This is a genomic window from Rhodococcus sp. Leaf278 (assembly GCF_001426085.1).
In the GTDB taxonomy this organism is placed as follows: domain Bacteria; phylum Actinomycetota; class Actinomycetes; order Mycobacteriales; family Mycobacteriaceae; genus Rhodococcoides.
Map to the genome: position 1 here is coordinate 295,837 of NZ_LMRR01000023.1, position 14,230 is coordinate 310,066.

At 64.2% G+C, this 14,230-nt stretch carries 12 protein-coding genes and 1 pseudogene; 7 read left to right on the forward strand and 6 right to left on the reverse strand.

The window, feature by feature from the left end:
- Positions 1-29 precede the first annotated feature (29 nt).
- The gene (locus ASG84_RS18525) at positions 30-305 is read left to right on the forward strand and encodes a YrhK family protein (protein ID WP_057478456.1); all 276 of its coding nucleotides are present in this window, start codon (positions 30-32) and stop codon (positions 303-305) included.
- An 18-nt stretch (positions 306-323) separates the two neighbouring features.
- On the opposite strand, the gene ASG84_RS18530 is transcribed toward ASG84_RS18525, so the two are convergent.
- The 4 genes from ASG84_RS18530 to ASG84_RS18545 are packed head-to-tail and all read right to left on the reverse strand — an operon-like array spanning position 324 to position 5,635.
- Positions 324-2,456 carry an alpha-galactosidase gene (locus tag ASG84_RS18530; protein WP_082521073.1) on the reverse strand — a complete coding sequence of 711 codons (2,133 nt, stop codon included), beginning with the start codon at positions 2,454-2,456 and terminating at the stop codon, positions 324-326.
- Entirely contained in the window at positions 2,453-3,382 is a 930-nt protein-coding gene (locus tag ASG84_RS18535) for a carbohydrate ABC transporter permease (RefSeq protein ID WP_082521074.1), read from the reverse strand. Before ASG84_RS18535 ends, ASG84_RS18530 begins: the two co-directional genes overlap by 4 nt.
- Entirely contained in the window at positions 3,382-4,281 is a 900-nt protein-coding gene (locus tag ASG84_RS18540; protein WP_057478457.1) for a carbohydrate ABC transporter permease, read from the reverse strand. The genes ASG84_RS18535 and ASG84_RS18540 overlap by 1 nt, the downstream gene beginning before the upstream one ends.
- Before the next feature lie 58 nt (positions 4,282-4,339).
- Positions 4,340-5,635, reverse strand: coding sequence for an ABC transporter substrate-binding protein (locus ASG84_RS18545; protein WP_057478458.1), 1,296 nt, complete (start codon positions 5,633-5,635; stop codon positions 4,340-4,342).
- A 211-nt stretch (positions 5,636-5,846) separates the two neighbouring features.
- Between ASG84_RS18545 and ASG84_RS18550 the strand changes: the two genes are divergently transcribed.
- The 5 genes from ASG84_RS18550 to ASG84_RS18570 all read left to right on the forward strand — a co-directional run.
- A complete protein-coding gene (locus ASG84_RS18550) occupies positions 5,847-7,880 on the forward strand; it encodes a beta-galactosidase (RefSeq protein ID WP_057478459.1) in 2,034 nt (677 codons plus the stop codon).
- Entirely contained in the window at positions 7,880-8,695 is an 816-nt protein-coding gene (locus ASG84_RS18555; protein ID WP_057478460.1) for a DeoR/GlpR family DNA-binding transcription regulator, read from the forward strand. The genes ASG84_RS18550 and ASG84_RS18555 overlap by 1 nt, the downstream gene beginning before the upstream one ends.
- Positions 8,682-9,827 (forward strand): galactose-1-phosphate uridylyltransferase, encoded by a 1,146-nt coding sequence (gene galT, locus ASG84_RS18560; RefSeq protein ID WP_082521075.1) that lies wholly within the window; start codon positions 8,682-8,684, stop codon positions 9,825-9,827. Before ASG84_RS18555 ends, galT begins: the two co-directional genes overlap by 14 nt.
- Positions 9,824-10,990 (forward strand): galactokinase, encoded by a 1,167-nt coding sequence (gene galK, locus ASG84_RS18565; protein WP_057478461.1) that lies wholly within the window; start codon positions 9,824-9,826, stop codon positions 10,988-10,990. Before galT ends, galK begins: the two co-directional genes overlap by 4 nt.
- Positions 10,991-11,011: 21 nt before the next feature.
- The coding region (locus ASG84_RS18570; RefSeq protein ID WP_156399595.1) for an ABC transporter ATP-binding protein at positions 11,012-12,093 on the forward strand (1,082 nt) is incomplete at its 3' end.
- 116 nt (positions 12,094-12,209) lie between these two features.
- Here the strand turns inward: ASG84_RS18570 and ASG84_RS28285 are convergent.
- Both ASG84_RS28285 and ASG84_RS18575 read right to left on the reverse strand, forming a co-directional pair.
- A partial coding sequence (locus ASG84_RS28285) for a cutinase family protein (RefSeq protein ID WP_235581729.1) occupies positions 12,210-12,365 on the reverse strand: 156 nt, incomplete at its 5' end.
- 1 nt (position 12,366) lies between these two features.
- A pseudogene (locus ASG84_RS18575) lies at positions 12,367-13,101 on the reverse strand (cutinase family protein); the annotation flags it as partial.
- An 827-nt stretch (positions 13,102-13,928) separates the two neighbouring features.
- Between ASG84_RS18575 and ASG84_RS18580 the strand changes: the two are divergent.
- Positions 13,929-14,230 (forward strand): hypothetical protein (locus ASG84_RS18580; RefSeq protein WP_156399588.1); only part of this gene is annotated, 302 nt, incomplete at its 3' end.

A 14,230-nucleotide genomic window follows, 5' to 3' on the forward strand; every position in this document is an offset into this window, starting at 1 on the left:
CGAACCACTCATTCCGCCGAGGAGCCGCCATGAACGACCTGACCTTCACCATCGGCCACGAGGAACTGGTGATCCGGCAGCGATGGGAAGTCGTCAGCATCATCAACGACATCCTCGTTGCGGTCTGGTTCATCATCGGCAGCATCCTGTTCTTCCACGAGAGCACCACCGTGGCCGGCACGTGGTTGTTCCTCCTCGGAAGTATCGAACTGCTCATCCGGCCGATGATCCGCCTCGCCCGGCGCGTGCATCTCACCAGGATCGGGCGCGGCCAGTCGGCCTCGGACAGCGACGAGGATTACTGACCGCAGGCCCGATACGCCTCAGAGAGCTCGCACCCGGAGCAACACTCCGGTCTGCGGGAACAGCACCGGAAGAGCCACGCCTGCCTGCGCCAACATCGAACCCGACAGTTCGACCACCCCGCCGTCGGCGATCCATGGTGGTAGCTCGATGCCGTTGCCCAGGTCGCTGAGCTCACGCACGAACTCGACGCGATACCGCACGGCCGGATCGAGACCCGGAAGCCGGACCCGATCGGTTCGATCCTCGGGCGAGGTATCCATCCGCACTATCGAATACGCGGCCTCCGACAGATCCGCTGCCACGACTCCGTGTACCCAGACGCTCGGGTCTGGATGGTCGGCACGCACCACATCGCCGGTGTGCAACAGTCCGCGCAGGTCCTTGTACAGCCCGGTCCACGACGTCAGGTACTCGTGGTCCTGCGACGAGAGCTCGGTGACGTCCATCTCCAACCCTGCGTGGCCGAACAGTGATGTCAAGCAACGGAACTGGAGAGTCGACCAACGGCCGGACGTATGCGCGATCTGCGGACCGACGTGCGAGCCGATCAGCTCCGGCGGCAGCAGCTGGGTGGTCCAACGCTGCAGGCGTTGACGTTCGAGCGGATCGTTGGTGTCCGACGCCCAGACGCGGTCGGTGTGTTCGAGCACCTCCAGATCGATGCGGGCACCGCCCGATGCACAGGATTCGAACTCGACCTGCGGATGCCGGGACCGCAAGGCGTCGAGCAATCGGTAGTACGCCGAGGTCTGTGCGTGCACCGCAGCGCGTGCGTCCGAATCGACGGCCAACATCAGGTCACGGTTGTGATCCCACTTCACGTAGTCCGGCCGCTCGTTGGTCAACACCGCATCGATGGCCGAGAGGAGATAATCGAATACGTCGTCGCGGGTCAGATCCAGTACGTGCTGATGACGCCACTCCAGTGGGATGCGGCCAGGAGCGGCGAGCAGCCAATCGGGATGTGCGCGAGCAATATCGGAGTTCAGGTTCACCATCTCGGGCTCGAACCACAGGCCGGGGCTCATGCCGAGCGCTCGGACGTGATCGAACAGTGGGGCCAGGCCGTCGGGCCAGACTCCCTCGTCCACCTGCCAGTCGCCGAGCCCTGCGCGGTCGTCACGTCGGTGGCGGAACCAACCGTCGTCGAGAACGAATCTCTCGACGCCCACGCGCGCTGCGACATCCGCGATGCCGCGCAGTCGGGTGAGATCGTGGTCGAAGTAGACGCCCTCCCACACGTTGAGTACCACCGGACGCGGCGACGTGGGATGTGCTGGACGCGAACGCATCCAGCGGTGCAACGACTGCGCCGAACCATCCAGTCCGGCTTGGGAGTACACGAAATGCACCCACGGCGTCGAGTAGGTCGCGCCGTTCTGCAACACCACCTCACCGGGAGCGAGCAGTTCACCACCGCCCAGAACACCAGAGGCCTGACCGGCGCGTTCGGGCAGCCGCTCGGCCAGGTGCAGATGATCGCCGCTCCACGCGACGTGGGCACCCCACACCTCGCCGCTACGGAAGCCGAAGCCCTCGCTGCCTGCGGTGAGAACCAGGGTGGCGTCGTGCCCCGTTCGTCCGCGGCGTGACGCGCGCACGGACGAGCCATGGTCGAACCGTCGACGCTGCGGGGTGCGCTCGCGGCAATGGCGGCCCGTCAAATCGAGAAGTTCGGTTGCGGTGTCCGGCAACGGCATCAGGGTCACGACGCCGTCGACGGTCAGGGGTCCGCCGTTCACGTTCCGAACAACCTGCCGAACTCGCAGTGATCCGCCGACCTCCAGGGACAACTCGATCGACCATGAGATGGCCAGCTCGCTATCGGAAGCGTCCACAGTGCAACCGAATTCGGTGGCGGAGATCTCCACGTCCGCCCACCGCGGGTACTGCACCGTACCGTCACGATGCAACGCCAGAGCCGGGGTGCCCTGCCAGGCGTCGTCGCCACCGGGGGCGAGGGTGAGCCACCGCGGCACGTCCACACTGGAGTGCGGAACCGCGGGTATTGCGGCCCTGCGCAGTTCGGCAAGGTCGTGTTCGGTGAGCTCACCGAGATCGGTTCCCCAGTGCAGCACGGCCGGAACGGCGGTGGACGAAGGTCCGAGGATCACCATGACACCGGCACGGCGCAGGACGGTAAAACTCACTTGTTGGCACCCATCGTCAGTCCGGACACGAAATGGCGTTGCAGCGCAATGAATACCAAGACCGTCGGTAGGGCGACCAGTACCGAGCCCGCGGCGAGCAGGTTGGTGTCGGTGAAGAAGCTGCCCTGCAGATTCTGCAGCGCTGTCGTCACCGGAAGCTTGTCACCGCTGACCATCAGGGCCAGGGCCCAGAAGAAGTCGTTGTAGATCCACGTCACCATGAGTGTTGCGAGTGCGGCCAGCGCGGGCCGGCACAGCGGCATGACGACCTGCCAGTACTGACGGAACAATCCGGCTCCGTCGACGGTCGCGGCCTCGAGCAGTTCGTACGGCACGGTTTTCATGTAGTTGCTGAGCACGAAGACGCAGAAGCCCGTCTGGAATGCGACGTGCACGATGATCAGTCCCCAGTAGCTGTCGTACAGCGAGCCCGAGGAACTCAACCAGTACGGAACCGGAATTGCGTTGTACAGCCGGAACAACGGTGTCAGCAGAGTCTGCTGCGGCAGCAGGTTGCCTGCGATGAACACGGCCAGCATGAAGATGTTGAACTTCCAGCTGAACCGCGCCAGGATGAACGCCGCCATCGAGCCGAAGAACAGGATGAGCAGCACCGACGGAACGGTGATGATCATCGAGTTGAGGAAGTAGTGCGGAATGCCGCCGATCTGCCACGAGTCGATGTAGTTGTCGAACGTGAAGCCGCCCACCGACAGGTACCCGTTGAGCAACACGTAGTCGTAGTCGCGGAACGAGTTGTACACCGCCCACACCAGAGGGAACAGCCAGGCCAGCGCCATGACCGTCAGCAGCACGTAGATCGCTATCTGTGCGGTGCCTGCGCGTCGACGATTGGCGACGGCCGCGCGGTTGCGGGTCAGCGGATCGCGCTCGGGAGGTGCTGTGCGCGTGAGTGAAGTGGTCATCAGTCTTTGCTCCGAAGAACGATGGCGAGGTACAGGGCGATGAAGACGAGCGAGATGCCGAGCATGATGGTGGCCAGTGCCGAACCGAATCCGATCCGACTCGCCTCACCGACGACGTTGGCCGTCACGAGAGCCGAGATCAGCTCGAGTCCGTTGCGGCCCTTGTTGATCACCCATACCAGGTCGAAGGCGCGCAGCGCCTCGATGACGGTGATGACGATGATCAGCAGATTGGTGTTCTTCATCAGCGGGAAGATGACGCTGAAGAACGTGCGAATCGGTCCGGCACCGTCCATCACCGCGGCCTCGCGGACGGACGGGTCGATGGCCTTGAGACCGGCCAAGTACAACAGCATGATGTAGCCGGTGTGACGCCAACCTGCCGCGACCATGACGGCCCAGATGTTGATGTCGGGATCGCCGAGCCAGTCGACGTCCGTGCCCAGCAGGCTGTTGAGGACGCCGCCCTCGGTGGAGTAGATGAGCTGCCAGATGAAGCCGATGAGGGCCATCGACAGCACTACGGGGATGTAGAAGATGCTCTGGTAGAGCCGAGATCCCTTGAGGTTCTTGTCCAGCAGAATCGCGAGCAGGATGCCGATGACGGTGGGGACGAGGAACAGGAAGACGAGCCACAGCACGTTGTTCTGCAGTGCTTGCTGGAACGGCGGGTACGCCTGCACCGCGTCGACGTAGTTCTGAGGACCGATCCACTCGATACTCGACGTGCCGCCGATTCCGTCCCATCGTGCGAACGAGAGGATCACCGTGAACACGGTGGGAATCCAGACGAGGCCGATGACGATCATCGCGGGCACGCCGAGCATCAGTGCGATGGTCCACTTCTCGCGAACACTGCGCCGTATCTTCGGCGACTTGACCCGTTCGGGTGCGGTCATGGCATTACCTGATCTCGAAGTCGAGTGAATGATGGGGGTCGAATCACACTGCGCACGATCATGTTCCGAACACCGCCGACTTCTGGCGCTCGATGCTGCGGACCAATCCGTCGACGTCGTTCGGGTTGCCGATGAACTGCTGCAGAGCCGGGATCATGACGATGGACGCGAAGTCGGGTCGCGTGTCGCGGTCGAAGAACTGCGTGATGTCGCCGGCGTTCTGCACGAGGTCCGCCGATTTACGCACCAGTGCAGGGAATTCCGACAGGTCGGCGTCGCGGTGTGCGGGGATGGCCTGCGGATCCTGCTTCGCATAGGCGACGGCAGGCTCGGGCCCGGTGAGGAAGGTCAGCAGCTTCTCGGCAGCGGGACGGTTGCGCGGATCGGCGCGCATCATGAAACCGTCCATCGGTGCCTCGACCGCGGAACTGCCGATGGCGGAGTCGAGTTCGGGGAAAGGGAAGAAGTCGAGGTCGTCGCGTTCGGCCCCGGCGGGGAAGCTCTGTGCGACGAACATGCCGGCGACCAGCGACCCGACGCTCTTGTTCAGCAACGCCGTCTGCGCATCGGCAATTTTTCGGCCCAACGGCTGCGGCTGGTGGAACGGCAGGATCTCGCGCCAGGTGTCGAACACCGTGCGGACGCGATTGTCGGTCCAGCTGACCTCACCGGCCAACAGGGTGCGGTGGAAGTCGACGCCGTTGAGGCGCAGGTTCAGGTAGTCGAACGTCCCCATCGGTGGCCAGCCGTCGCGGGCACCGAAGCCGATCGGGGTGATGTTGTCGGCTTGCATCTGCTTGTTCAGCGCGACCCACTGGTCGTAGGTCTTGGGCGGTTCGTAGCCGCGCTCGGCCCACAGGCTCGGCCGGTAGAACACTGCCCACGGGTAGTAGAAGAACGGAATCAGATATTGGTTGCCGTCGGATCCGGTCGAGTTCTCCTTGAAGCTGTCGCTGTATCCGCCGCCGTTGGTCGCCCACACATTCGAGATGTCCTCCACCAGACCCTTGTCTGCGAAGTACTTCATGCGGTAGCCGCCCATCCAGGTGAACACGTCGTCGGGCGTGCCCTGGAGATAGTTGTTGACATTCTCCTGGAACGACGTCGAATCGACGGTGTTGACGCGGATGTCGCCACCGGTCTGCTGCCGATACATGGCAACGAAGTCCTCGACTCCGACCTTGGAGTTCTTGTCCGACAGCCGTGAGCCGAGCGTGACCGTGTTGGGATCGAGACTGCTCGAGCACGACGACAGCACGCCACCGGCGGTCACAGCGCCCGCGGCAACGAGCGCTGACCTGAGGAAGTCGCGCCGAGACGGCTGCCATGTACGCGGCCACTCGTGTGGGTTCATGAGAGTCCTTCGCCGGGAAATATCGATAACGATCAGAAATGAACATTTGATCTGCGCATCTGGGTGCGGCAGCTGACCGTTCGGGGTGATGCAGGTTACAGAAGCACGGCAAGATGGCGTCTGTCAAGCTCTGTATAGCTCGTTTACCTGGGTAAGTATGAAAATGTTCATTCATGTTGACATCTGAAAGCTGCTGGTTCATATTGTGAGCATGGACACAGCGCGACGCAGCACCTGGCCGACCCAGGGAATTTCTTTCGGGGGCGATTACAACCCCGAGCAGTGGCCCGAGGATGTGTGGCGTCGCGACGTCGAGCTGATGCACGAGGCCGGCGTCGACTTCGTCACCGTCGGAGTCTTCTCCTGGGCCCGACTCCAGCCGACCGCGACGACGTGGGACTTCGAATGGCTCGATCGAGTCATGGACCTGATGTACAAGGGCGAGATTCGAGTCGACCTGGCCACGGCCACCGCGTCGCCCCCGCCCTGGTTGGCCACGGCCTACCCGCAGATGCGTCCGGTCGACGAGCGCGGTTACCGGTACGCCATCGGAAGTCGTCAGACGTGGAGCCCCAGTTCCGCTGTGTACCGCGAACATTCACTCGCGCTGGTCGAGAAGATGGCGCACCGCTACGGTGAGCATCCCGCACTGGCGATGTGGCACGTCTCCAACGAACTCGGCTGCCACAACGCTCTCTGCTACTCCGACGACAGTGCCCACGCGTTCCGGGAATGGCTCAGCGCCAGGTACATCGACCTCGAGACGCTCAACACCGCCTGGGGCACCGACTTCTGGAGCCAGCGGTACAGCGACTGGGACGAGATCGTTCCTCCCTCGGTGAGCACCACGTTCGGCAACCCCACCCACCAGCTCGACTGGCGACGCTTTTGTTCCGACGCACTGCTCGAGCAGTACCGCGCCGAGAAGGCCGTGCTGAACCGGATCACACCGGACGTGCCGGTCACCACGAACTTCATGGTGGGTATGGGCCAGGGCCCCGCGCTTGCCGGCAACATGGACTACGCGTCGTGGGCCCCCGAGCAGGACATCGTCTCCACCGACCATTACCTCGTCGGACCCGAAACAGGTGACGGTGCAGCACATCACAAGCTGTCGTTCTCGGCCGATCTCACCCGCGGCGTGGCCGGCCGTCGGCCCTGGTTGTTGATGGAGCACTCCACCAGTGCCGTCAACTGGCAGCACATCAACCGCGCCAAGGTTCCCGGCGAGATGATGCGTAACTCGCTGGCGCACATGGCTCGCGGCGCAGACGGCATCGCCTACTTCCAGTTCCGCGCCTCCAAAGCAGGTGCAGAGAAGTTCCATTCGGCTCTGGTTCCGCACGCAGGTGAGGACTCCGCCCGCTGGCGCGAGGTCGTCGAGCTCGGCGCGGCTCTGCGTCGCATGGCCGCGGTGGCAGGCAGCACCGTCGATGCTCGGGTTGCCGTGCTCTTCGACTGGGCCTCCCAGTGGGCCTGCGAGCAGGAGGGCCATCCGTCGATGGCGATGCAGCCCATGGAGATTGCTCGACGCGCACATCGTGGATTCACCTCAGCAGGCGTGACCTGCGACGTCGTCCCGTCGTCGACGGACCTGAACGGTTACGACGTGATCGTCGTCCCCGCTCTCTACCTGTGTAGCGACGAGACTGCCGCGCGGATAGCCGACGCCGCAGAAGCAGGTGCGCAGGTGCTCGTCACTGCGTTCTCGGGAATCGCCGACGAGGACGATCACGTACGACTCGGCGGCTACCCGGGTGCTTTTCGTGAGTTGCTCGGAGTCCGGGTCCAGGAGTTCTTCCCGCTCGCGGACGGCGAGACCCTGACTCTCGACGACGAAACCCTCGGCGAGATCTGGAGCGAATACCTCACCGCGTCCGAGGACGTCGATGTACTGGCACGGCACACCCAGGGTCATCTGCGTGGAGTTCCGGCGCTGACCAGGCGCACCGTCGGCCACGGTGCCGCCTGGTACGCGGCCACCGTTCCCGATGCGGCGGGCTGGGACGCGCTGGCCGACAAGCTCTGCGCTGCAGCAGGTATCGACCTCCGGCGCGACCTCGGATCCGATGTGGAGATCGTACGACGATCGTCAGGGGAGCAGTCCTGGCTCTTCGTACTCAACCACGGAACCGACAAGGTCAGCGTGCCGGCCACAGGTATGGACCTGGTCAGCGGAGCGCACGTCGACGGTGAGCTGATCGTGGCTGCAGGCGGTAGTGCAGTGATCGCCGAGACCCGCTGATGCTCGCCCATCAGCGTCAGCAGAAGATCCTCGACCAGGTGACGGCCTCGGGCGCAGTCAAGGTCGCCGATCTGGGTGCTGCGCTGTCGGTGTCGGACATGACCATTCGACGCGACATCAACGAACTCGTCGCCCGCGGTCTGGTCGAGCGAGTGCACGGCGGCGTCACGCTGCCGCGATCGGCGAGTGTGTTCGAGCCGGGGTTCTCCGCCAAGTCCGAACTCGATCGTGACGCCAAGGCCGCTATTGCGAAAGCAGCTGCCCGTTTCGTGCGGCCGGGGACATCCATCGGAATCTCAGGCGGCACTACGACGCACGCGCTGGCCGAGGAACTGCTCGACGTCCCGGACATCACCGTCGTGACCAATTCTCTTCCTGTTGCCGAGGTCTTCCACACCGGTGGTCGGACGGATCAGACCGTATTGCTCACCGGTGGGCAACGCACACCGTCCTATGCGCTGGTCGGGCCGCTCACGGTCAGCGCATTGCAGAGCATCCACCTGGACATGCTGTTCCTCGGAACGCATGGGGTGGATATCGAATCGGGGCTCACCTGCCCCAATCTCATGGAGGCGCAGACCAATCAGGCACTGGTGGCGTCGTCCCGACGCGTCATCGTGCTGGCCGACCACACCAAGTGGGGTGTGCGTGCGCTTGCCAACACCATCCCGCTCTCTCGGGTCGACGTGTTCGTCACCGATGCCGGACTCGATCCCGGTGTCCAGGACGCGTTGGCCGAGGTGGTCGACGACGTGGTGATCGCCGGAGAACCTGTCGACACGAACGAGGAACGAGTACTCGATGACCGCGCATGACGCCACGACGCACGCATTGCGCAAGACGTCGACGACTCTGGCCGACGGCCGAGAACTGATCTACTACGACGACACCGAGCCGTACGTCTCCGGTGGTGCCACCCGCGACCTGGTCGATACACGTGCTCTCTCGCCGGCGATGTCGCAGTCGCAGATGCGATTCGACGTTCTCACCGGCGAATGGATCGTCATCGCCGCCCAACGGATGGACCGGACGTTCTTGCCGCCGGCCGACGCGTCGCCGCTGGCACCGAGCCGACCGGACCGGCCGGCGACGGAGATTCCGGCGGCGGATTACGACGTGGTGGTGTTCGAGAACCGGTTCCCGTCACTGTCCGAAACTGCTGCACAACAAACACTTCCGACCGAGGTGGACGGTGAGGCGCTGTGGCAACTCGCGCCCGGGACGGGCCGCTGCGAGGTGATCTGCTTCGCGAGTGATCCCGACGCTTCTTTCGTGTCTTTGGAGCTCTCTCGGGTCCGCACCATCATCGACGTCTGGGCCGATCGCACCGCCGCGCTCTCGGCGATACCTGGAGTGCAGCAGGTCTTCTGCTTCGAGAACCGCGGCAAGGAAATCGGCGTCACGCTGACGCATCCGCACGGTCAGATCTACGCCTACCCCTACCTCCCGCCCCGGACCGACGCACTGATGCGGCAGTCTCGCACACACTTCGAGAGCACCGGACGAGTACTGCTGGCCGATGTCCTCGCGGCCGAGCTGCGTTCGGGTCGTCGCATCGTCGTCGACGCCGAACACTGGGTTGCCTACGTCCCGGCGGCGTCGCGGTGGCCGGTCGAGGTCCATCTGGCCCCTCGCCGGGATGTGGCGGACCTCGCCGAGTTGAACGACGCCGAGCGGGACGAACTTGCCGGGGTCTACCGAGATCTGCTGCGCGGAGTCGATGCGTTCTTCGAGGGCGTCGACGAGGTGCCGTACATCTCGGCGTGGCACCAGGCACCCGTGGGAGCCGACCGCGAACTGGGTCGGCTTCACCTGCAACTGTTTTCGATGATGCGCTCACCGGGGCGGATGAAGTTCTTGGCCGGATCCGAATCGGCGATGGGTGCGTGGGTCAACGACACCACGCCGGAACGGATCGCCGATCGACTTCGCGAGGTACTCGAATGAAGTGGCTCGATGTCGTCGCCGAGGAAGACCTCGCCGACGGCGCCGCAGCGCTGTTTCGCAGCGCGTTCGGCGGTGAACCCGAGGGCGTCTGGATCGCACCGGGCCGCGTCAACCTGATCGGGGAGCACATCGATTACGCAGGCGGGCTGGTGTTGCCGTTCGCGTTGCCGTACGCCACGGCGGTCGCGGTACGTCGCCGCGAGGACACGGTGATGCGCGCCGTATCGACACACACCGACGAGTCGTGGACGGGTGAGCTCGCGGAGATCGGCCCTGGTGCACCCGCAGGCTGGTCGGCGTACGTGGCCGGGGTGTCCTGGGCGCTGCAGGAGCACGGAGTCGGCGGAGTCGATGTTGCGGTGCACTCCTCGGTGCCGGTGGGTTCGGGCCTGTCGAGTTCGGCAGCCCTCGAGTGCTCGTTCGCCCTGGCACTCAGCGAGCTGTTCGATCTGCAGGTCGATCGAAACGTACTGACCGAGGCCAGCATTCGAGCCGAGAACGAGATCGCCGGTGCGTCGACGGGCGGCATGGATCAGAACATCGCGATGTCGGCCCAGCCTGGACATGCGCTGTTGCTCGATTGTCTCGACGGGTCGACGCGTCAGATCCCCCTCGATCTCGATGCGTCGGGAACCAGGCTGCTGGTGATCGACACCAATGCCCCGCATCGACTGGTCGACGGTCAGTACGGAGCGCGTCGGACGTCGCTCGACACCGCGTACGCCGAATTGGGGGTCACAACGCTGCGCGGCCTCGATCTCGAACAGACCGTCTCGCGCCTCGCCGACGACACTCTTGTCTCCCGAGTTCGCCACGTCATCAGTGAGATCGGGCGGGTGGAGCAGGCGGCCGAGTTACTCGACCGCGGTGCAGCAGGCCCCGAACTCGGTGAGTTGATGACGGCCTCGCACGTGTCTCTGCGCGACGACTACGCGGTCAGCTCTCCAGAGCTCGACAGTGTGGTGGACGCAGCGCTGCGCGCAGGTGCGTACGGGGCTCGCATGACCGGCGGAGGCTTCGGCGGATCGGCCATTGCTCTGGTGCCGTCGGACATGGTTCAGGCGGTCGTGGTCGAGATCGACTCCAGCGCAGCACGAGCCGGATTGCCACACCCCACATTTCTCCACGCCGAGCCCGCCGGCTCCGCGCACCGATTCTTCTAACCTCTACAAAGGAGCACTCCCATGGCACAGGTCACGTACGAAGGAGCCACCAAGCTCTACCCGGGATCGGACGTCGCAGCGGTCGAATCGCTGGACCTCGCCATCGAGGACGGCGAATTCCTGGTTCTCGTCGGGCCTTCCGGCTGCGGAAAGTCCACCTCGCTGCGGATGCTCGCCGGTCTCGAGGACGTCGACTACGGCGCCATCAAGATCGGCGACCGCGACGTCACCTCCCTGGCGCCCAAGGAACGCGACATCGCCATGGTGTTCCAGAACTATGCGCTGTACCCGCACATGACCGTCGCGAAGAACATGGGCTTCGCGTTGCAGATCGCCGGTATGGACAAGGCAGAGGTGGGCCGACGCGTCGAGGAGGCGGCGAAGATTCTGGACCTGACCGATTACCTCAACCGTAAACCCAAGGCGCTCTCCGGTGGTCAGCGGCAGCGCGTTGCGATGGGCCGTGCGATCGTGCGGAATCCGCAGGTGTTCCTCATGGACGAGCCGCTGTCCAACCTCGACGCCAAGCTTCGTGTCCAGACCCGCACGCAGATCTCCTTGCTGCAGCGCAGGCTCGGCACCACCACGGTGTACGTCACCCACGATCAGGTCGAGGCGATGACCATGGGCGATCGGGTGGCAATCATGAAAGCCGGTGTGCTGCAACAGTGTGCCAGCCCCAAGGAGCTGTACGAGCGACCGGTCAATGCCTTCGTTGCAGGCTTCATCGGCTCGCCGGCAATGAACCTGTTCGAGGTGGACGTAGTCGCCGGCGCGGCGAAACTAGGATCCCTTGAGGTGCCGATCGAGCGCGCGATTGCCGACCGCATCGACGGCAGCCGCGTGACGATGGGCGTGCGCCCCGAAGCGTGGACGTTGTCCGATTCCGGTACCGACATCGTTGTCGACGTCGTCGAGGAGCTCGGTGCAGATGCCTACATTTACGGCCGCACCGTCGAGGATGCGTCGAATCTCGGCACTGTCGGGGCGCAGATCATCGCGCGTATCCCCGATATCGCGACCCCGTCGCAGGGCGATGTCATTCGTATCGCCCCGCGCGCCGAGACGGTGCACTACTTCTCGACGAAGACGGGATTGAATCTNATCCCCGATATCGCGACCCCGTCGCAGGGCGATGTCATTCGTATCGCCCCGCGCGCCGAGACGGTGCACTACTTCTCGACGAAGACGGGATTGAATCTGCGCCCCTGAGCAGAGATCAGGAACGAACCAGAGTGGCGGCGAACTGTGCGCCTCGCGTGGTGGACCCGTTCGTACCGTACTGAAGGTGCGCGAAGGCGTTGAACCCGCCGATCTGACATACCGGATCGCCGAAATTGCAGAAGCTCGTCGCACGTGATCCATATGTGCTGCTNACCGTACTGAAGGTGCGCGAAGGCGTTGAACCCGCCGATCTGACATACCGGATCGCCGAAATTGCAGAAGCTCGTCGCACGTGATCCATATGTGCTGCTGGATGTTTCGATCTTCTGTCCGAAGAGGCCGAACGGGTTGCCGAACACCACGACTGCCTCGACGCGGGACGCTATGGCGGCGGGAATGACGGCACCGGTGAAACTGCTGGGTGTGCGCAGGCCGAGAGCATTGGTCACGACTGTGGCTCCCTGCGAGTATCCACCGATCACGAACTGCGTCGAAGGGCACGATGCAGCAACGGAATTCAGGTGCGCGACCAGGTCACGGGATCCGGGGCCCGCGCTCGCCTGGGTGAAGTCCGCGGCGTAGTCGACGGCGTAGGTGCTCACCGAGCGATCCGACAGCTGAGATTTCAGGCTGTTGACGAATGGTGTGCCGGTGATGCCGAGTCCAGGGAGCTCGCCGGTTCCGCGGGCGAAGGAGACATCGACGTCCGAACATGGTGCAGCGGAGGCCACGCCCGCCGGAAGTATTGCTACTGATGCGGACATCGCCAGTGCTGCAGTGGAATACGCGAGCCAACGTCTCTTCATGTCGTGCCCTTCTGGGGTCGAGGGAGGCCTACAGGCACGAACGATAGCTGCTGAACATTCTTTTCCCAGGGTCGTCAAAGTTTCGATTACCAGCATCTGGTCGGTCGGTTCGGCAGTTCTGGGGCAGTGCCCCGCGATCATGTCGGTTGGGCATCACGGGGCTGGTTTCTCAACGTCTGTTGCGCTACCGTCTCCGCTGGGGTCGACGTAGACCGGGCACAAAGCCCGGTCCGAATTTGTCCGGGGGATATGACGTGAAGAGTCGTGGAGTACAGGTCGCTGTAGTGGCGGCGGCAATCGTGGCCCTGTGTCCGACGATCTCGGCGAACGCTGCGCCCGGCCCGGCTCCAGCCCCCGCCACGATCCTCGGCTCGATCGAGAACGGACCCGGCAGCTTCAGTGTCTATCGCACTGTCGACAGTGGGCAGCGCCCTGCCGAAGCAGACAATGGCCCGGTGAGCGGGAGTACGCGATTCCGTTGGCGTCCAGGGGAACCAGGTTGGCGGCCCGGCTCCGGCCCCCGCCACGATCCTCGGCTCGATCGAGAACGGACCCGGCAGCTTCAGTGTCTATCGCACTGTCGACAGTGGGCAGCGCCCTGCCGAAGCAGACAATGCCGCGTGCAACGACTACTTCGGATCCCCGCGCTCGCTGACCGTGGTCGAGCGGCTCGACGCGCGGATGTACACCTTYACCAACGATCCRTCGACGGGTTTCCTGCTCGATCCCACCGCCCAGAACGTCGGACCGATCTACGTGTGCGACGGCCCGACCGTTGACGGCCAGGCGTTTCTGGACCAGTGGGGGGTGCTGACCGCTCCGGGCCTGGGCAGATTGTGCAGCCCAACGATTCAGGGGTCACCGACGGGGTCGCGACCAGCAACTCGGTCGCCAATCCGCTTCGCCTGCCGGACGGTCGAACCGGGTCGCTGTGGACTCTGTACACMCTSGGCGAGGGTACGGCCCCAATGGCAGAGCCCGTGCCAGGTATTCCGCAGCCGACGGGTTCGGTGAAGTACAGCGTCGGCCGCGAGGTGAACTCGGTCTCGACCGGTTCTACCCCTGCGTGCCCGGGTGGAGTGCGCACTACGGAGATCCACTCCGTCTCGGTCGATCCGGCCACCGGTGCTGCGTCGACCGAGCCCTCCACGGACGTCGCCGCTACCGCGTCGATCTGCTACCAGAATCCGTCGTCTCCGGACTTCGGCGCGTCGCTCAGTATCACGAGCTTCGGCGTCACACCCGCACTCACGGCAACATCGACCGGGCA

Coding starts and splice junctions, on each gene's coding strand:
- ASG84_RS18525 (WP_057478456.1), top strand. CDS start 30: ATGAACGACCTGACCTTCACCATCGGCCACGAGGAACTGGTGATCCGG.
- ASG84_RS18535 (WP_082521074.1), bottom strand. CDS start 3,382: ATGACCACTTCACTCACGCGCACAGCACCTCCCGAGCGCGATCCGCTG.
- ASG84_RS18540 (WP_057478457.1), bottom strand. CDS start 4,281: ATGACCGCACCCGAACGGGTCAAGTCGCCGAAGATACGGCGCAGTGTT.
- ASG84_RS18545 (WP_057478458.1), bottom strand. CDS start 5,635: ATGAACCCACACGAGTGGCCGCGTACATGGCAGCCGTCTCGGCGCGAC.
- ASG84_RS18550 (WP_057478459.1), top strand. CDS start 5,847: ATGGACACAGCGCGACGCAGCACCTGGCCGACCCAGGGAATTTCTTTC.
- ASG84_RS18555 (WP_057478460.1), top strand. CDS start 7,880: ATGCTCGCCCATCAGCGTCAGCAGAAGATCCTCGACCAGGTGACGGCC.
- galT (WP_082521075.1), top strand. CDS start 8,682: ATGACCGCGCATGACGCCACGACGCACGCATTGCGCAAGACGTCGACG.
- galK (WP_057478461.1), top strand. CDS start 9,824: ATGAAGTGGCTCGATGTCGTCGCCGAGGAAGACCTCGCCGACGGCGCC.